Genomic DNA, 15,813 nt, shown 5'->3' with positions numbered 1-15,813 from the left:
TCCTTATATAGTTGGATTATTCGTGTCATCCTGCGGCTTGACCGTGGGATCTTGTATCATAGGCTGTGTCCTGAGATCCCACGGTCAAGCCGCAGGATGACATTGCAGCTTTCATATAAATATTTCACAGAATTATTAAAATGGCAATCTATAAGTAAATCCTACACCAAATTCTCCAACGGCTATAGTTTTTTTGATAGGATTTGCCGGCACGAATTGCCCCGTTTTCATATCAAGCATATCATAATTAATTCTTACTCTATATGCCATTTGTAATTTTACAGTTGCATCAATACTTAAATTTGAAGTTACATCTTGTGAAATCCCAAGACCTGCTTGCCAAGCAACACAATTTTTATGAGTTCTTCTTACTTTAAAATAATTGCTATTTATAACACTCCACCTAGAAGAGGTAGGCTTAACTTTTACTTGTGCTATTCCACCTCCAAGTATTACAAAAGGTGTGAAAGTTTTTATTTTTTCTAAATCATAAATAAGATTTAGCATATATATATTTGATAATACGGTAGTATTACCTGGAATTTTAGGAATAGTGAGACCATTACTTAAATTTTGCTGAGGTAATACTTAATGCAGACGATATTTAGGTTGATAAGTTGCTGAGAATTCAATAGCTACCTGTGGATATATTATATAGCCTATTTTCCCGCTATACATACTTGATTTTTTTAAAATCATTTCGGTATTTGAGTGTTTATATCGGAATTTACTAACGACTGGTTCAACTATTCCGCCTTCTGCGCCTATATGAAACCCTGTTTCTTTTGCAAAAGCAATGTTATTAAAAATGATGATAGTAATAAAAAATAATTTTAGTAATTTAGTCATTACAATTGCTTAAAAAATAAAAAAATATTATATACTTCCTTTATTAATGGTCAATCATATTTTTTCTAATTATGGAAGCAATTATACCAAATAGTAATAAAGTAATAGTTACAGTGAGCGAAACATATGCCGGAATCGCTATATAATGATGAATAAATATTTTAAAGCCGATAAATATTAAAATTAAAGCCAAAGAATATTTTATATAACTGAAACGTTCTACAATTCCTGCTAAACAAAAGAATAACGCTCTAAGCCCTAAAATAGCGAAAATATTTGAAGTATAAATTATATAAACATCATTAGTAATTGCGAATATTGCCGGTATACTATCTATAGCAAAGACTAAATCTATTGCTTCTATCAGTACTAGAGATATAAAAAGGGGGGTAGAATATAGTTTGTTATTATGTTTAACAACAAATTTATCCCCTTCAAGATTAGAGGTAATATTTAGATTTTTTATTATTGACTTGTAAATATAAGAATTCTGTATATCAAAAGTTTTATGTGATACATAGAAAGTTTTTATACCGGTAGCAATAAGTATTACGGCAAAAATATATAATAACCAGGCAAATTTATTTATAAGAATAATACTGCCGTAAATCATTATGGCTCTGAATATTATTACGCCTATTATACCGAAAAATAAAATACGATGTTGATATTTCCCGGGAATTTTAAAAAATTGGAAGATAATAGAGATCACAAAAATATTATCAAGTGACATAGCTTTCTCAATGAGAAAACAAGTATAATATTCACGAGCATGATCTGCCCCCGTATTATAATAAACATAGATACCGAATAAACAAGCTATTATAAAATAGAAAAGACTAAAAAGTATGCTTTCTTTAAAGCTTATTACGGTATTTTTTTTATGTACGACTCCTAAATCAAGAATTAGTAAAGCAAAAATTACCGTATAAAAAATAATCCAACTCATTTATTTATCTCTTCATTTTATATCGCATGTGGAAATATAGTCCTCCACCAAACATAACTCTTAGCTGGAATCTTATAGTATTTTCTCCTTGTTTTAAATAAGGTTTGATATCAATCGGTAAAGTCCTAGCTTGTAATGCTTGACCTTGATCATTTCCATTGTTGCATTGATTTTTATTATCTAGAGAATCAATGTTAGTAGGGAGGCTAAGTAGCTTTGTGCTATTGACATATATTAATGTGCAATCATCATACCATAAATCTAATACTTTAAAATACTCAATATCGTCTATTATTGCATCTAAAGTTACTTTGAATTCTACAGTATGCAATATTGTATTGCCCGGTTCATTTGTTGCATCTATAAATGCTCCATCCTTTGGAAATGCCATAATGCTCCCCTGTGGTACCGGTTTTTTGTTTAAGATATAGTCACCTATTTTAGTTACCGGATCATAAGGGGTATCAGGTAATTGGCTTGATGGAAAGTCGTTATAATCAACTTTTATAGGCAATCCTGTAGATTCTCTACAGCCGACATTTTGACCTAAAGGTTCAAACTCGACAACCTTTCTATCCAAATATGACAAACAATGGCGTTCTAAAGGTTTATTAGGATCAATAACTATCCAATTCGTTGGGCATTTTCCTTTTGCAAGTTCTCCTATATCGCTTTCAGGCCATTCTGCATTACCGTGATTGTTACCGGAAGGAGCTTTCTCTGTGCTAGGAATTTTAGCACAAGTAGGTACTAATATAGGAGCACAAAGATTTAGCTCTTGCCAAGTTTTATCTCTTACTTCCTCAGTCTCAGCTTTATATGTCGGCTCAGGAGGAGTGTTTTCATCTCCTTTTGTATATGTCACTGTATAATATTTTGAAGGATCTACTGGTACTAATATTGGTCCTATGTTAGGTTCCGGCTTAATTCTATCTGTATAATCCCTACTTAAAACACATATTGGAGTATTAGCCTTATCGTTATTGGTATAGCATTTACTCGGAATATTATTTATATTGCAAGTATAAATTGTAATACCTCTTCTTGGACCTGACACTGTTTCTTCTAGAGTACAGTTCGTTAGATCTGTATCTTTTTTACATAAGCCAAGATTTGGATATTTAACGTTATATTTATTTTTAAAATCCTTACAATTTATAGTATCGTTGTTGTTTAGTTTAGCAAGTACACAATTTATCGAGTCATTATTGTAACCGGGAATAGGTGATCCATCAGGTAAAATAGGACGCGGCATAGGATTACAATGTTGGAAATTTTTCGGCATCAAGCAGGCATGCGTTCCACCTTGGATATATTTACCGTTTATATATTCTAAATATTTTAAATATACCGCACTTAGGTCAGGATTTCCCTTACTATCATAAGGTTCTTTATCGTCTTTATATTTACCGTGAATAGTCAATTGATTTAGAGCATTCTCTCCTGAAAACGGCATAGCAATATATTTATCCTCCGTCGGATCTTTTGGTGGATCTTTAGGTATAAACGCAACGGAAGAACTATACTTATAACCGGCAAGCATTACTATGCTTTCTGTGTCAGTGGGGTTGGGAGGTGGAGGTCCGGCGTATGATAACGGTGTTACAAGAGTGCTTGTTTCATCTATGATATTGTTGCCTTCTCTTACTTGTACTGAAGCAATGAACTGCGGTTTATAATAAGCATCGTTGGAATTGTTATTAGTACAGGTAATTCCGGCATATTGTTTTGCACATTCATAAGCAGCTAAGCTGTAAGAATGATTTACTCTCGGTACGCAATCTATTAAATTACCAGACTCAAATAAGCAAATATTATTAGGATTTTGTTTATCGTCTTCAGTATTACTAATAGAGATATAAAGTTTTCTATCTTTACCGTTATTGTCTTTTAAGGTGACATCTGTCTTTATAGGTATTAAGCTACTTGCATCTTGTCCTTGTACCTCAGGAAATTTTACGCTTACATCCTTAAATTCGCCTATATTAACTCCCCATACTTTTTGGCAGGTAGTTGAATTAGAACTTGGACAGTCCGGTATATCGTCTATGTAATAATCGCTGGGTGTTTCTACATTTCCAATTTTCTGCGAATATACTATTCTAAATCCATCATTACAACCGTTAGCCGTAACACTACATGGCGTAAGGATATCTGTATTAATACATGGGGTGCTGCCTGAAGTGTTCTTACACGATTTAATTAAATCTTTAAAAGCTGTATTAGTATGAGTAATTTTTGCTGAAGAAAAATCTGTATTACGTGGTTCTACACAAGTTTTGAGGTCAGGGGGGGAGCCTGTGCAAAGTGGAACAAGATTGCTAAAGCTAACACGTATGGTATTATTAACTATATTGTTTCTAACATTCGACACCACGCAAGGCGGTAAAGTTGAAGATTGTTTAAATTCGGGTTTTCCTTTATCAATATCCTCTTTAGTGTTTTTTATACTACATACATTATTAGCATTAGCATTAATACTAATATAATCTAAATTTGGACAATATGGTGGTGGAAAAGGTCCTAAAGGTAATTGTACGCAACCAAAAGAATAGCTATCTACAGAACCATTTAATGATCCAAGTGCTTCAATAACTTTTATTATTAAACTAGGGAAAAAATTAAAAACCTCTCCTATCGCATCAAGTATTGATCGAAGCACTTTTATAAATTCTGAATCTTGATCTATCATACCAAGAAGCTGCCCTAATAAACTTGGTAAACTTGCTCCTTTTACCATTTCAACTAAAAATTTTAATACTTTTGCAATAGGGCTAAGTGCATTAGTTTGATGAAGAGGTTGACGATTAGGATTCCAGTCCATCGGATCAAGATGTGCCCCGGAATCTGAAACAAGGTTAACAAGTCCAGGATCGCTATAAGCACAAAGTTTAGGAGATTTTAAAGTAACTATTTTTCCGTCTACACCGATTATCTTATTATCACTTTCCGTGTAACCGACTTTATTGAGATGTACTCCATCGGTATAACCTGGATCTGCAGGGGAAGGTGTAGCATTTATTCCAGGAGGCAGAGGCATATCCGGTACGGCAATTCTAGCACAAACTCTAGTTAGAGGTAGACCGTAACCTGTAGGCCATAATACACATTCTCCATCCCAATTTAAAGTAGAGTTTTGGTGCCAACAAGCTGCGGCATTACAGCTTTGAACTCTAATACGAATTTTTGGAGTAAAGTAACTACTATCAGGGGCTTCTTCCGCACATCTATTGAGTAAAAAACCGATAAATGTACCTGGGTAATCAAATTTTAGTAAACAAGTATCATTATCGCGACCGTCACTTTTATTCCAAGGAGGACACAATGTGCCTGGTTTAAAAGGTCCTCTTTTTACTTCATTGTTGCCGCCCTTATTCCAAATTTCCGTTCTCTCATTTTGACCGCAATTACATGGATCACTAAGACAATCGGCTATACCACCCCAAATAGATGAATATACATTAAATGAGAAAAATGAAAATAAGAAACATAGTAAATATTTTTTTAACACTTTAATATGGTTTTTTTATGTTAATTTTTTGCTGTCGTCCCGTGGCTTTACCCTATGGTTGTGGGAACGTTCAAAATGTCATTCCTGCGAAAGCAGGAATCTAGTTAAATGTCATACCGCGACTTGATCGCGGTATCTCAGAACACAGCCTATGATATGAGATCCCGTGGTCAAGCCACAGGATGACAAAATAAATTCTAGATTCCTGCTTTCGCAGGAATGATATATGAAAACATATTATCTACAAATTTAACTCATTATATAGGTAATTAATCCAATTATCCGGAGGACCTTGGTGTTGTTCAAGTATTTTTTTATAAATATCCATTTCCTCTTGTCTGCTTGATAAAATACGGACAATTCCTATTAAAGCGGCAATACTTAATTCAGAAGCTATAGATTCATTATCCTTACTAATTAAGAACATTCTTGCAGAAAGTATTAGCTGTGATAATTTTCGTATTTCCAGCTCGCTTAAACCTAAAATTTTGTCTAAATCTTCTATTTTAACGTCAGACGGTAGAATAATTTTAGTATTAATTAAATCAAGCCAAGGTTTTATAGTATATTTTGGATATGACTTAAGATAAATAAAATTGAAATTACTGACGAAAATACCGTTATTTTGAGATAAATTATTAAAAATTAAATTTATATTATCGTAATAAACTTCAGGTTTGTAAAGTTTATCAAAATTATCGGCAGCAAATATTTTAGGTTTTATGCCAACTAGGCTTAAATGATAAGTAAAAGCATAAATTACTGCTGCACTAATACTTTGGTGTTTCTTTAAATTATTATTAAATTGTTCTAAAAATTTTCTCTCCATCGGGTAAAATTGTTTAGAAAACGGCTCATCAGAAAGTTTATATAAATTAAACCCTATAATTTCCCCTTCTTGAATGTTAAGAGACGGTCCGTCAAATAATCCATAATATAATTGTCCTTCGGTAAAAACTTTAAGTTTATCAAGTATTTGTATTCCTCCTTCCTCCTTAAAATCTTCTAATTTTAAAATATCGGAAAAAATACGTTTTTCTTTTTCAATTGATAAAATTTTATTTTTTAATTTCTCTAGAAAGGATATCTCTATTTTGCTGAGAGGTGAAGCATAATGACCGCTGATTAATTTTAAAAATTCTAAAATGAAGGCTTGTGATTTTTCTGTATCATCTACTAAAAATGGATTGATAATTTGTTTGTCCGGTTCTAACCATTTGCCTTCTATTGCCTCGATAAAAATTTTAGAATCATTATTATTAGAGATATAAATTATTGTTGGGTCGTATTTAGTCGATTCTGATATTAGAAAGTTCAATAATACGGTTTTGCCAGTTTTTTCTGTACCAAAGATGCAAGTATTACCTTTATTCGTTTTATCATGAAAATTCATGAAATATGGAGTACCTTTCTCGGTTCGCAGTAAAGTTATAGCCTTACCCCAAGGATTATATTGATTACCGAGTGTAGTATTATGAAGAGCGGTAAGAGAAGCAATATGTTCTACGGATAATGGTGACATTCTACGGATAAAAGCAAAGTTAGCAGGTAATTGCGACCAAAATATTTGCTCAATATTAAGATCTTCTTTTACATGAATAATACCAAGTTTAAAAAGTTCGGTTGATACTTTAGCTACGGCTGCATCTAATTTATTTTCATCTTCTTCTATAACGGCAATTGAAATTTGCTGATTACAAAATTGAAAATCTAAATTAGTTGCATCAAGCTTATTAATCCCTTTGTGATTAAGTAAAGTTGAGTCGTTAGTAATTTTTAGAATATAATCTTGACCACGCAATTTGGATGTTACTTGTTTTTTGCTAACAAAGTAAAATATTTCAGTTATTATTAATTCAATCGGTAACTGTAAAAATTTATCAAGTGCATTAGAAGGAGTTTCATGATATTCTTTTATAGATAGTAAAGAAGCGAATTTGTTATTTTTCTCATGATCCGTAACTACCATTTTATCGCCGCTAATTGTATAAATACTTCTATCTAGTGCATCGGATAAATCTATTATAGGCACCAAACAATCATTATTATTAAGGTTAGCTATTCGATTATATAAAAATAAAGGATTAGAAAAAACATTATCATTTTCAAATATTATACCGAGTTTTTCAGCACCGAATTCATTTAAATCGTTTAAAATATTATTAGTGATATTTTCTAGTTTTTGAAAAGCTGAATCTAAGTAGTTATTTTCAAAATCAGTGATTAATTTATTAGATAAAGAATTTATTAAAGAGTTAAAATTTTTGATGTTAACTCTAGCAGAATCATGTACTATAGATATATATAAAGTATTAACGAATTTATCATTCCAATGGTTTTTTCTTTGCCATAGTGCATGAATATTTGCCGGTAATAATTTTTTGTAAGGAGTAGAATCGTCTAAATTTTGTTTTTCTCGTATTGTATGTAGCCAAAAAGCAAAATCATAATCGGTTATATTCTTTTTTATAGAAACTCTAACCATTTCACGTAAATTTTGTATGTTATCGCTTATTTTCTCTGAGTTAATGCCATGTATTTTGATAATTTGTAGTAATTTACCATCTTTGGTAAGTAAAGTATTATCATTATAATGACATGCTATAGGTATAAAATTAGGAGCATTATAATTATATATATCTTTGTCAAATTTTCGTAAATCACTAAACACAAACAACCTGAATTTAAATTATCGTTTTGTATACTATGTAACATTCAGGGGTCATCCCGCGACTTGATCGCGGGATCCAGAGATAACTAATAATACTAATAATTTTATTATTAGTAACTGGATACCGTGGTCAAGCCACGGTATGACACAGAGCTATGCAATAATGCCTTCTACACTACATAGCTAATTTTTCAAATTAAACGAGTATACTACAAAACTTTACCTTATTATTTATATTTAATAAACAATTATTCACTATATGTAGTGATTTTTTGTAACCCTCCCATATAATTTATCAAGACATCAGGTATAGTTATTGATCCATCTTCATTCTGATAATTTTCAAGTATTGCAACCACAGTTCTTCCGATAGGTAATCCTGAAGCATTTAAAGTATGAACTAAGGTAGTTTCGTTACTGCCGAATTCTTTATATCTTGCTTTCATTCTACGTGCTTGAAAATCTCCACAATTAGAACAGCTAGCAATTTCGCGATATTGCTTTTGTCCCGGAAGCCATACTTCTATATCATAGGTTTTTTTTGCCGCAAACCCCATATCTCCGGTGCAAAGTAACATAACACGATAAGGAAGACTCAGTTTTTGTAGAATAGTCTCTGATGCATTAGTTATATATTCATGCTCATTTTTTGATTCTTCAGGGGTAGTAATGGATACTAGCTCAACTTTACCGAACTGATGTAATCTAATCATACCTCTTGTATCTCTACCGCTACTACCTGCTTCTGATCTAAAGCACGGGGTGTAAGCAACATAACGCATCGGTAATTTTTCTCTTGGTATAATAGTATCAGCGACTATATTTACTAAAGATACTTCTGCGGTTGGAATTAGTCTGTAACCATTTATTGTTGCAAAAGACTCTTTGGCAAATTTAGGTAGTTGTCCTGCATTATACATAGCATTATCTCGAACTAATACCGGAGGTGATATCTCAAAGAAGTCAAACTCTTTAGTATGAACATCAATCATAAAGTTAATTAAAGCACGTTCTAGCTTTGCTAAATCACCTTTTAACGTTACAAATCTAGCTCCAGAAATTTTAGCAGTTTGTTCAAAATCCATTAAATTTAATTTTGTACCTAGTTCAAAATGCTGCTTATTCAAAGCATTTGGATTTATCTCTCCGTAAGTACGAACTAATTTATTCATACTTTCATCAATTCCGTAAGGTACTTCTTCGTCCGGAATATTAGGAAGCATATTTAATAGCTCATTTAATTCGTTATTATTATTTAGATCCTGTTCAAGTTCTTCCAACTTCTCATTTATATGTTTGACATCTCTTTGTAACCCTTTAAACTCTTCACCGCTTTTAGAGGCCATATCACCTAAAATCTTTGATTTTACCCTACGTGCATGCTGAAATTCTTGAATTAAACTCGTAATTTTTCTTTTCTCTCCGTCGAGCATAGCAATTTTACTAGACATAGGTTCAATAAATCTTTGGCTAAGCTTTTCATCGAACAATTCTTGATTTTCTCTAATCCATTTGATATTTAACATTTAGTGTCCTCGGTTTTTCTATAAAATTACATATCATTATTGAAGTTTCATATAATAAAAGTAGCGGTATTGCAAGAGCAAACTGGCTTAAAATGTCAGGAGGCGTTAATATTCCTGCAATAATAAAGTTAATTACCACGGCAATGCGTCTTTTTTGCTTAAGTGTTTGTACCTTAACTATTTTTAGTATATTTAATATTATTATCACAACCGGTAGTTGAAAAGCAACTCCAAAAGCAATAATTAAATGAATAACTAAATTTAGATACTCGCTAATCCTTGCTTCCAAAACTATCGGTACTATCATATCACGTTTTTCAAAACTAAGAAAAAAATTCCAAGCTTTCGGCATTACAAAGTAAAAAACAAAAATACTACCGCACCAAAATAAAATAGGCGACATAAAAAGAATAAAAGCGATAATTTTTTTTTCATGGCGGTGTAACCCGGGACTGATAAATAAATAACACTCCAAAGCAATTATAGGTATAATAATAGTAAAAGCAGTAAAAGCTGCAAGTTTAATATAGGTAAAAAATGCTTCTGTAAGCCCCGTATAAATTATATTTCGTACCGTATCACCGCTTAGCTTAGCAAGCGGTTTTAATAAAAAACTATAAATATTGTCGCTAAAATAATAGCAAATAGCAAATATAATTATAAAAGTAGTAAATATTCTAAGAAGCCTTATTTTTAATTCTAATAAATGTTCTTGAAAACTATATAATTTCATAATTATGTGATTAATATATGTAGTAAGTAGACGAAGTTTAATTTGGAAAAGAGCAAGGAGTCCATAAGACGAGGAGAGAAGCGTATATTAATACGTGAGTACCGCAGACTTATAGGATATTGTTGCCAATTTTTCAAATTAAACGAGTATATATCAATATTATAAACCTTTTTTAATAATTGTCATATCTTTTTAGAAATATTCACAAAGCCTAGTTTCTTTCTATATTTTTTATAAAATATCGGTATAAATAACATGCTAAACAGAGTATTACCTAAAAAGAATACAGGCCAAGTAAGATATTTTGCACAAATACCGCCAAGACTAGCTAGAATAATACGGCTAAGAGAGCTAAAAGATGCAATAATAGAATATTGCGTGGCAACAAATTCACTATTGCAAAGGTTAGCAAAATAGATAGAGATAATAGTTCCTGCAAAGCCTGCACAAAAATTTTGCACTGTAACGGTTATTATAAATGTCCTTATATCATAGCCGATAGTAGCAAGAATCATAAACATAAGAGGTGACAATAATTGAATAACTCCACCAATTAAGACACTATGAAATATACCCATTTTTGCAGTTAAAACGCCACCTAAAGCTCCTCCGACGATCATGATTAGTAACCCGTAAGCTTTGTAAATAACGGCAATTTCATGAGTAGTAAAACTTAAATCTAGAAATAAAGGCGAACTCATAGCCATAGGTATAGAATCCGCAGCTTTATATAAAAAGACAAACAATATAATTAGCAATAAATATTGCTGTTCATTTTTTAAGGATATAATACTTTTTTTAATAACTTCAAAATATTGTTGTAATCCTATTAAATTAGTAGTTGTATGGCGTATTTCTTTTGATTGTGGTTCTTTGATACATAAAATTACTATAGGTCCAATTATAGTAATGAATAGAGCAAATTTATATACTGTATTCCAGCCGAAAATAATTGATGAATATAAAGCACCGATGCTGCCAAGTAACATACCTAAACGAAACCCTATGCTACTAAAGGTAAAAGCCATTGAAAGCTCTTCTTTCGATGTAGGTCTCTCAATTCTATATGCATCAAGTACAATATCTTGAGTAGAACTACAGAATGAAATAATAAATAAGATAACGGCGGTAATATATAAGTTATTACAAGGGCTTATGTTTAAGAACCCCGTCATTGCTAGGATTAAACATATTTGTGCTACTAATGCCCAGCCACGCCTGTGACCGAATTTAGAACATAAAAAAGGTATAGGGTATTTATCTATAAAAGGTGACCATATGACCTTTAAGCAATATGGAAAAGCAGCTAGTGATATCGAACCTATTATATCAGTGGTGTATTTTGCTTCGGATAATTGATATGGAACTGTGAAAAAAATTAAATTGAACGTAAGACCGGAAATTAAGCCTAAAAGTAAAATACCGATTAAATATAATTTTTTCTGCACAAAATATATACTCGTTTAATTTGAAAAATTGGCAACAATGCCTTATAAGTCCTCCAGTCCTCACATACTAATGTACGCTGTGATCCTCAGCTTACAGCCTCCTTACTCTTTTCCACATTAAACTTCGTCTACCTATGTTTTATTTATTTGGAGTTAGCTATTTATAGTTCATTTTTAGGGAGTAAGGGGCTACTTTGGAAAATATTTTACCGACTACCGGTATTTTAGTTACAATAGTGCTGATTAAGAAAAAGGAAGGAATAACATTTCCTTTAACCATAATTAATTGCTGCTTGGTATCAATATTACCTTTCATAGTAAAATCAAAGAACGGTCCATGTGCTTCCGTATCAAAAATTGTAATTATATTTCCTCTATAATTAAATTTACCGCTCATATCTTCAAATAAAATATTTTTATTATTAGTTATTGAACTAAGAAAACCTGGCAATGAAACAAAGGAAACAAGCCGTGTTAAAAAAGGAGTATCGACTACCGTAAAATGTTTTATAGAAAATTTGCCGTCTAATATCGGCACTATTTCACCTTTTTTTACTTCATATCTTTTTGTATTTAAGTTGATGTTAATCTGACCGTTTTGCATAGTGGTATACATTCCGAGTCCCCTAAGCAATGCTCCGGCATTATCGGATTCAATTAGCCATTGTTCAAAAGTTTCCTTAGCGGTAAGCGACATCTTAACTTTTTTATTATCGATATTAGCATTTAGAAAACCGGAGAAACACCGCACTTTATCACATTTAATTGCTAAATCAAGATTACCTAGAATTATATTATTCTTTAAAAGTATTTTTGATATATTAGTTTTTAAATTAATATTACGTGTAGAATCTCCCTCTTTTTCTAAAAACTGCATCATATTAGCATTTGATAAATCTAATCCGCTTCCATAAAGTTCCGTATTAAGATTATGATTATCTATGATTATTTTTCCTTTTAAATTCGTATGATTATGTTTAACAGAGGCTAGATTAATATTATAAATATTTTTCTTAATTAAGGCATTACCGTTAATTTTTAGATTATCCTGCCCTGAAAGGTTAAATTCAATATTTCCATCGAAATTTTTATCATTTAATTTAGTATATAAATATAAATTGGCTTTTTTATATAATTTTTTATGAATAGATACTTTATCTATATAAAATTCTAAATTATCAAGATTAGAATTAACGGTAATAAAACTCTCATTATTATGCTGTTTTTTATACTCAAAATTTAAAACAGTGCTGCCTGAAATTAATTTAAATACTCCAAATCTTTGATTATTTGCCGCAATATTGCTTTTTATTTTAAGTAAACACTCATTATTTTTATTCGATATATCATGATCATAAGTAAAGCTGCTTGCATAATTATTAATTTTACCTTTACCGCTAATATTTAGTTTATTATCTTTAAAGCTACCTTTAGCTTCTCCGTTTTGTAATAGGATATTATTGTCTAAACTATTAAAAGAAATATTTGTTAATGTCGACAAAATATTATAGCTATTAGGGATATTTGGGCTAATAGGGATTATTAACTCTATTATTGAATTTGCCGACCCTTTTATTTTTTTTAGATCAATATTTTGAGCTTTAATATTTTGATATGCATCATTTGGAACAAAAGCAATTAAGTCGTTAATTTCACCTTTAGCAGTAGCATTAAAAACAAATTGCGATTTATCCGGTCCTTCCCATTTGAAAGTCATAATACCATCTGAAACGACACTTTTACCGCTATATGCTTCATTAATTAGAAGTTTTATTTCCGGTCCTGAAATGATTATATTAGTATCAACTTTAGTTAAAGGCGGTAAATCTTTATGATATTTATATTCAAAATTCGAGATATGTAAATTTGCTTTTAAATTATCTTCTACTAAAAAATTTTTTTTTAAAAATTTTTTATCTAATTTAATATTTAATTCTCCGTTTTGGATGTAACCTTGTTTTATATGTTCTCGCAAATATGAGATTATAGGATTATCTGGAATGATTTTTTCGACTGTTTGATAAATTATTAAAGGCATATTTGCTGCAGTTGCACTTGCGTCGATATTTTTATCAGTTATTATACCGTTTAGTGATAAAAAAGCTTTGTCCCCAAAGGTAAGTTTGCAATTAACGGTCTTTGGATTATCTTTAGAATAGGCGGTTTTATATGAGCATAAAGCATTTCCTAGAGGTAAGCCTGCTCCTTGCTCATCGGTTAAGATATCACTTTTTATTGAAGTTAACCGTATGTCGGTTAGGGAATCTTTTTTAATTATATTTAACGAATAATCACCGGTCGTTGAAGTATTTATAATCTCTTCATCGTTATTTGAGATTACGGAAATTTTATCAATATTAAAATTAGCCTCTATTAACGAATTAGAGAAGAAATTTTTGAAATTAAAGAAAAGATTAAAATCGTTAATTTCTCCTCTAGCATTATCTATAAGACTTAAGGAAATTTTATCTATGGATAATCGGTTTTCTTTAAATTCTAAATTATGTAGTACAGCCTTTATATCATTTTTACTTAAATAAAATTCAATTATTTTTTTCAAAGGTTCATTTAAGTATCCTTTATTTGCACTATAAACAGTTAGAGTTATAGCCAAAGATAATGAAATCAGAATTATAAAAATACTAATAAAGGTTTTTTTAATAAAATTCATTTGAGCTTGTAAATCTATTGAAATATGATAAAAGCTTTATACTTTGTTGTAGTAGCTTTATAAGCTAGTTAAATATAACGTATAATCTAAAAATTTAATATAAAAATCACAAAAAATTATGAATATTACATTTATCGGTAGCGGATATGTGGGATTAGTCTCAGGTATTATTATGGGCTATTTAGGTCATAATGTTACTTGTCTTGATAATGATGAGGTTAAAATATCCAAATTAAATAAGCAAATATTACCGATTTATGAAGCTAAACTTGATGAGTATCTTAAGCAAGCTTTAGAATCTGATAGGTTAAAATTTACAAATATTTATAATAATGAACTTCAAAATGCCGAGGCAATATTTATTACGGTCGGCACGCCTTCAAAAGAGTCTGGAGAAGCAGATTTAAAATATGTCTATGATGCTATTGATAAAGTTTCTATGCATATAAATAAAGATTGTTTAATAGTCATAAAATCTACTGTTCCGCCTGATAGTTGCAGTAATATTATAGCGTATTTAAAATCAAAAGGCTTTTCATTTAATGTTGCTTCTAATCCTGAGTTTTTAAGAGAAAGCAGTGCGGTAGAAGATTTTTTATATCCTGATCGTATAGTTGTCGGTGTAAATAATAAAGAATCAGAGGAAATATTGCGAAAAATTTATGCACCTTTAATAAAACAAGGTGCAAAGTTTGTGGTTACCGATTTAGTGACGAGCGAACTTATTAAATATGCTTCAAATAGTTTTCTAGCTACCAAAATTGCTTTTATTAATGAGATGGCTGATTTATGTGAAAAAATCGGCGGTAATATTAAAGATTTATCTAAAGGTGTAGGACTGGATCAAAGAATCGGTCAAAATTTTTTAAATGCAGGACCAGGTTTTGGCGGTTCGTGTTTTCCAAAAGATATTCTAGCATTAAATAATCTTGTAGAAAACCATCATATCGATTGTAAGATTCTTAAGGCAGTAATTAAAAGTAATAAGCAGCGTCCAGGTAATATGGTAGATAAGATAGCTACTTTGTTAGACGGAGATTTAAAAGGTAAAAATATAGCAATTTTAGGCTTAACATATAAAGCAGGAACAGATGATGTTAGAGCAAGCCCTGCCATCGAAATTGTAAAGATCTTATTAAATAAAGATGTATATGTTAAAGCATTTGATCCTGTCGGTCTTGAAAATGCTAAAAAGAATTTGGAACATAAAAATTTGCTATATTTAGATTCGGCAGTTGAAGCCTGTAAATCAGTAAATATTATAGTTATTGCAACTGAATGGTCAGAATTTAAAGAGCTTAATTGGCAAGAAATTTATGATTTAGTAAAATCTCCGATAATCATTGATCTTAGAAATATACTAGATAATGAAGCAATGAAAAAAATCGGTTTTAGATATTATACAGTTGGAAGTAAAATTTAACCTAAGCAATGTCATTGCGAGGAGATTCGTAG

General features: G+C 30.8%; 8 protein-coding genes and 1 pseudogene. 1 reads left to right on the top strand and 8 read right to left on the bottom strand.

All coding sequences use genetic code 11. From position 1 onward, the window contains the following. Positions 1–135: 135 nt before the first annotated feature. The 8 genes and pseudogenes from AB1146_RS01730 to AB1146_RS01695 all read right to left on the bottom strand — a co-directional run bounded on the left by AB1146_RS01730 (position 136) and on the right by AB1146_RS01695 (position 14,358). Positions 136–849: pseudogene (locus tag AB1146_RS01730) on the bottom strand (outer membrane protein). Between the two features lie 43 nt (positions 850–892). Beyond that, positions 893–1,798 (bottom strand): TerC/Alx family metal homeostasis membrane protein, encoded by a 906-nt coding sequence (locus AB1146_RS01725; protein WP_010421145.1) that lies wholly within the window; start codon positions 1,796–1,798, stop codon positions 893–895. A gap of 4 nt (positions 1,799–1,802) precedes the next feature. Beyond that, on the bottom strand, positions 1,803–5,309 hold the full coding sequence (locus tag AB1146_RS01720; protein ID WP_010421147.1) for a hypothetical protein: 3,507 nt from the start codon (positions 5,307–5,309) through the stop codon (positions 1,803–1,805). Positions 5,310–5,550: 241 nt separating this feature from the next. Further along, positions 5,551–7,980, bottom strand: a complete 2,430-nt coding sequence (locus AB1146_RS01715) for a VirB4 family type IV secretion/conjugal transfer ATPase (RefSeq protein WP_010421150.1) — start codon at positions 7,978–7,980, stop codon at positions 5,551–5,553. Positions 7,981–8,228: 248 nt separating this feature from the next. After that, positions 8,229–9,506, bottom strand: a complete 1,278-nt coding sequence (gene serS, locus AB1146_RS01710; RefSeq protein WP_010421153.1) for a serine--tRNA ligase — start codon at positions 9,504–9,506, stop codon at positions 8,229–8,231. Next, positions 9,484–10,239: a twin-arginine translocase subunit TatC gene (tatC, locus tag AB1146_RS01705; RefSeq protein WP_010421155.1), complete on the bottom strand. Its 756-nt coding sequence runs from the start codon at positions 10,237–10,239 to the stop codon at positions 9,484–9,486. The genes serS and tatC overlap by 23 nt, the downstream gene beginning before the upstream one ends. Before the next feature lie 182 nt (positions 10,240–10,421). Beyond that, on the bottom strand, positions 10,422–11,687 hold the full coding sequence (locus AB1146_RS01700) for an MFS transporter (RefSeq protein ID WP_010421158.1): 1,266 nt from the start codon (positions 11,685–11,687) through the stop codon (positions 10,422–10,424). Positions 11,688–11,844: 157 nt separating this feature from the next. Continuing rightward, entirely contained in the window at positions 11,845–14,358 is a 2,514-nt protein-coding gene (locus tag AB1146_RS01695; RefSeq protein ID WP_010421160.1) for an AsmA-like C-terminal region-containing protein, read from the bottom strand. A gap of 118 nt (positions 14,359–14,476) precedes the next feature. Between AB1146_RS01695 and AB1146_RS01690 the strand changes: the two genes are divergently transcribed. Beyond that, positions 14,477–15,781: a UDP-glucose dehydrogenase family protein gene (locus AB1146_RS01690; protein WP_010421163.1), complete on the top strand. Its 1,305-nt coding sequence runs from the start codon at positions 14,477–14,479 to the stop codon at positions 15,779–15,781. The last annotated feature ends 32 nt before the right edge of the window (positions 15,782–15,813 follow it).

Origin of the sequence: Rickettsia helvetica, from assembly GCF_963970025.1 — a bacterium.
Taxonomy (GTDB): Bacteria; Pseudomonadota; Alphaproteobacteria; order Rickettsiales; family Rickettsiaceae; genus Rickettsia; species Rickettsia helvetica.
This window is presented reverse-complemented; position numbering and strand designations above follow the sequence as displayed.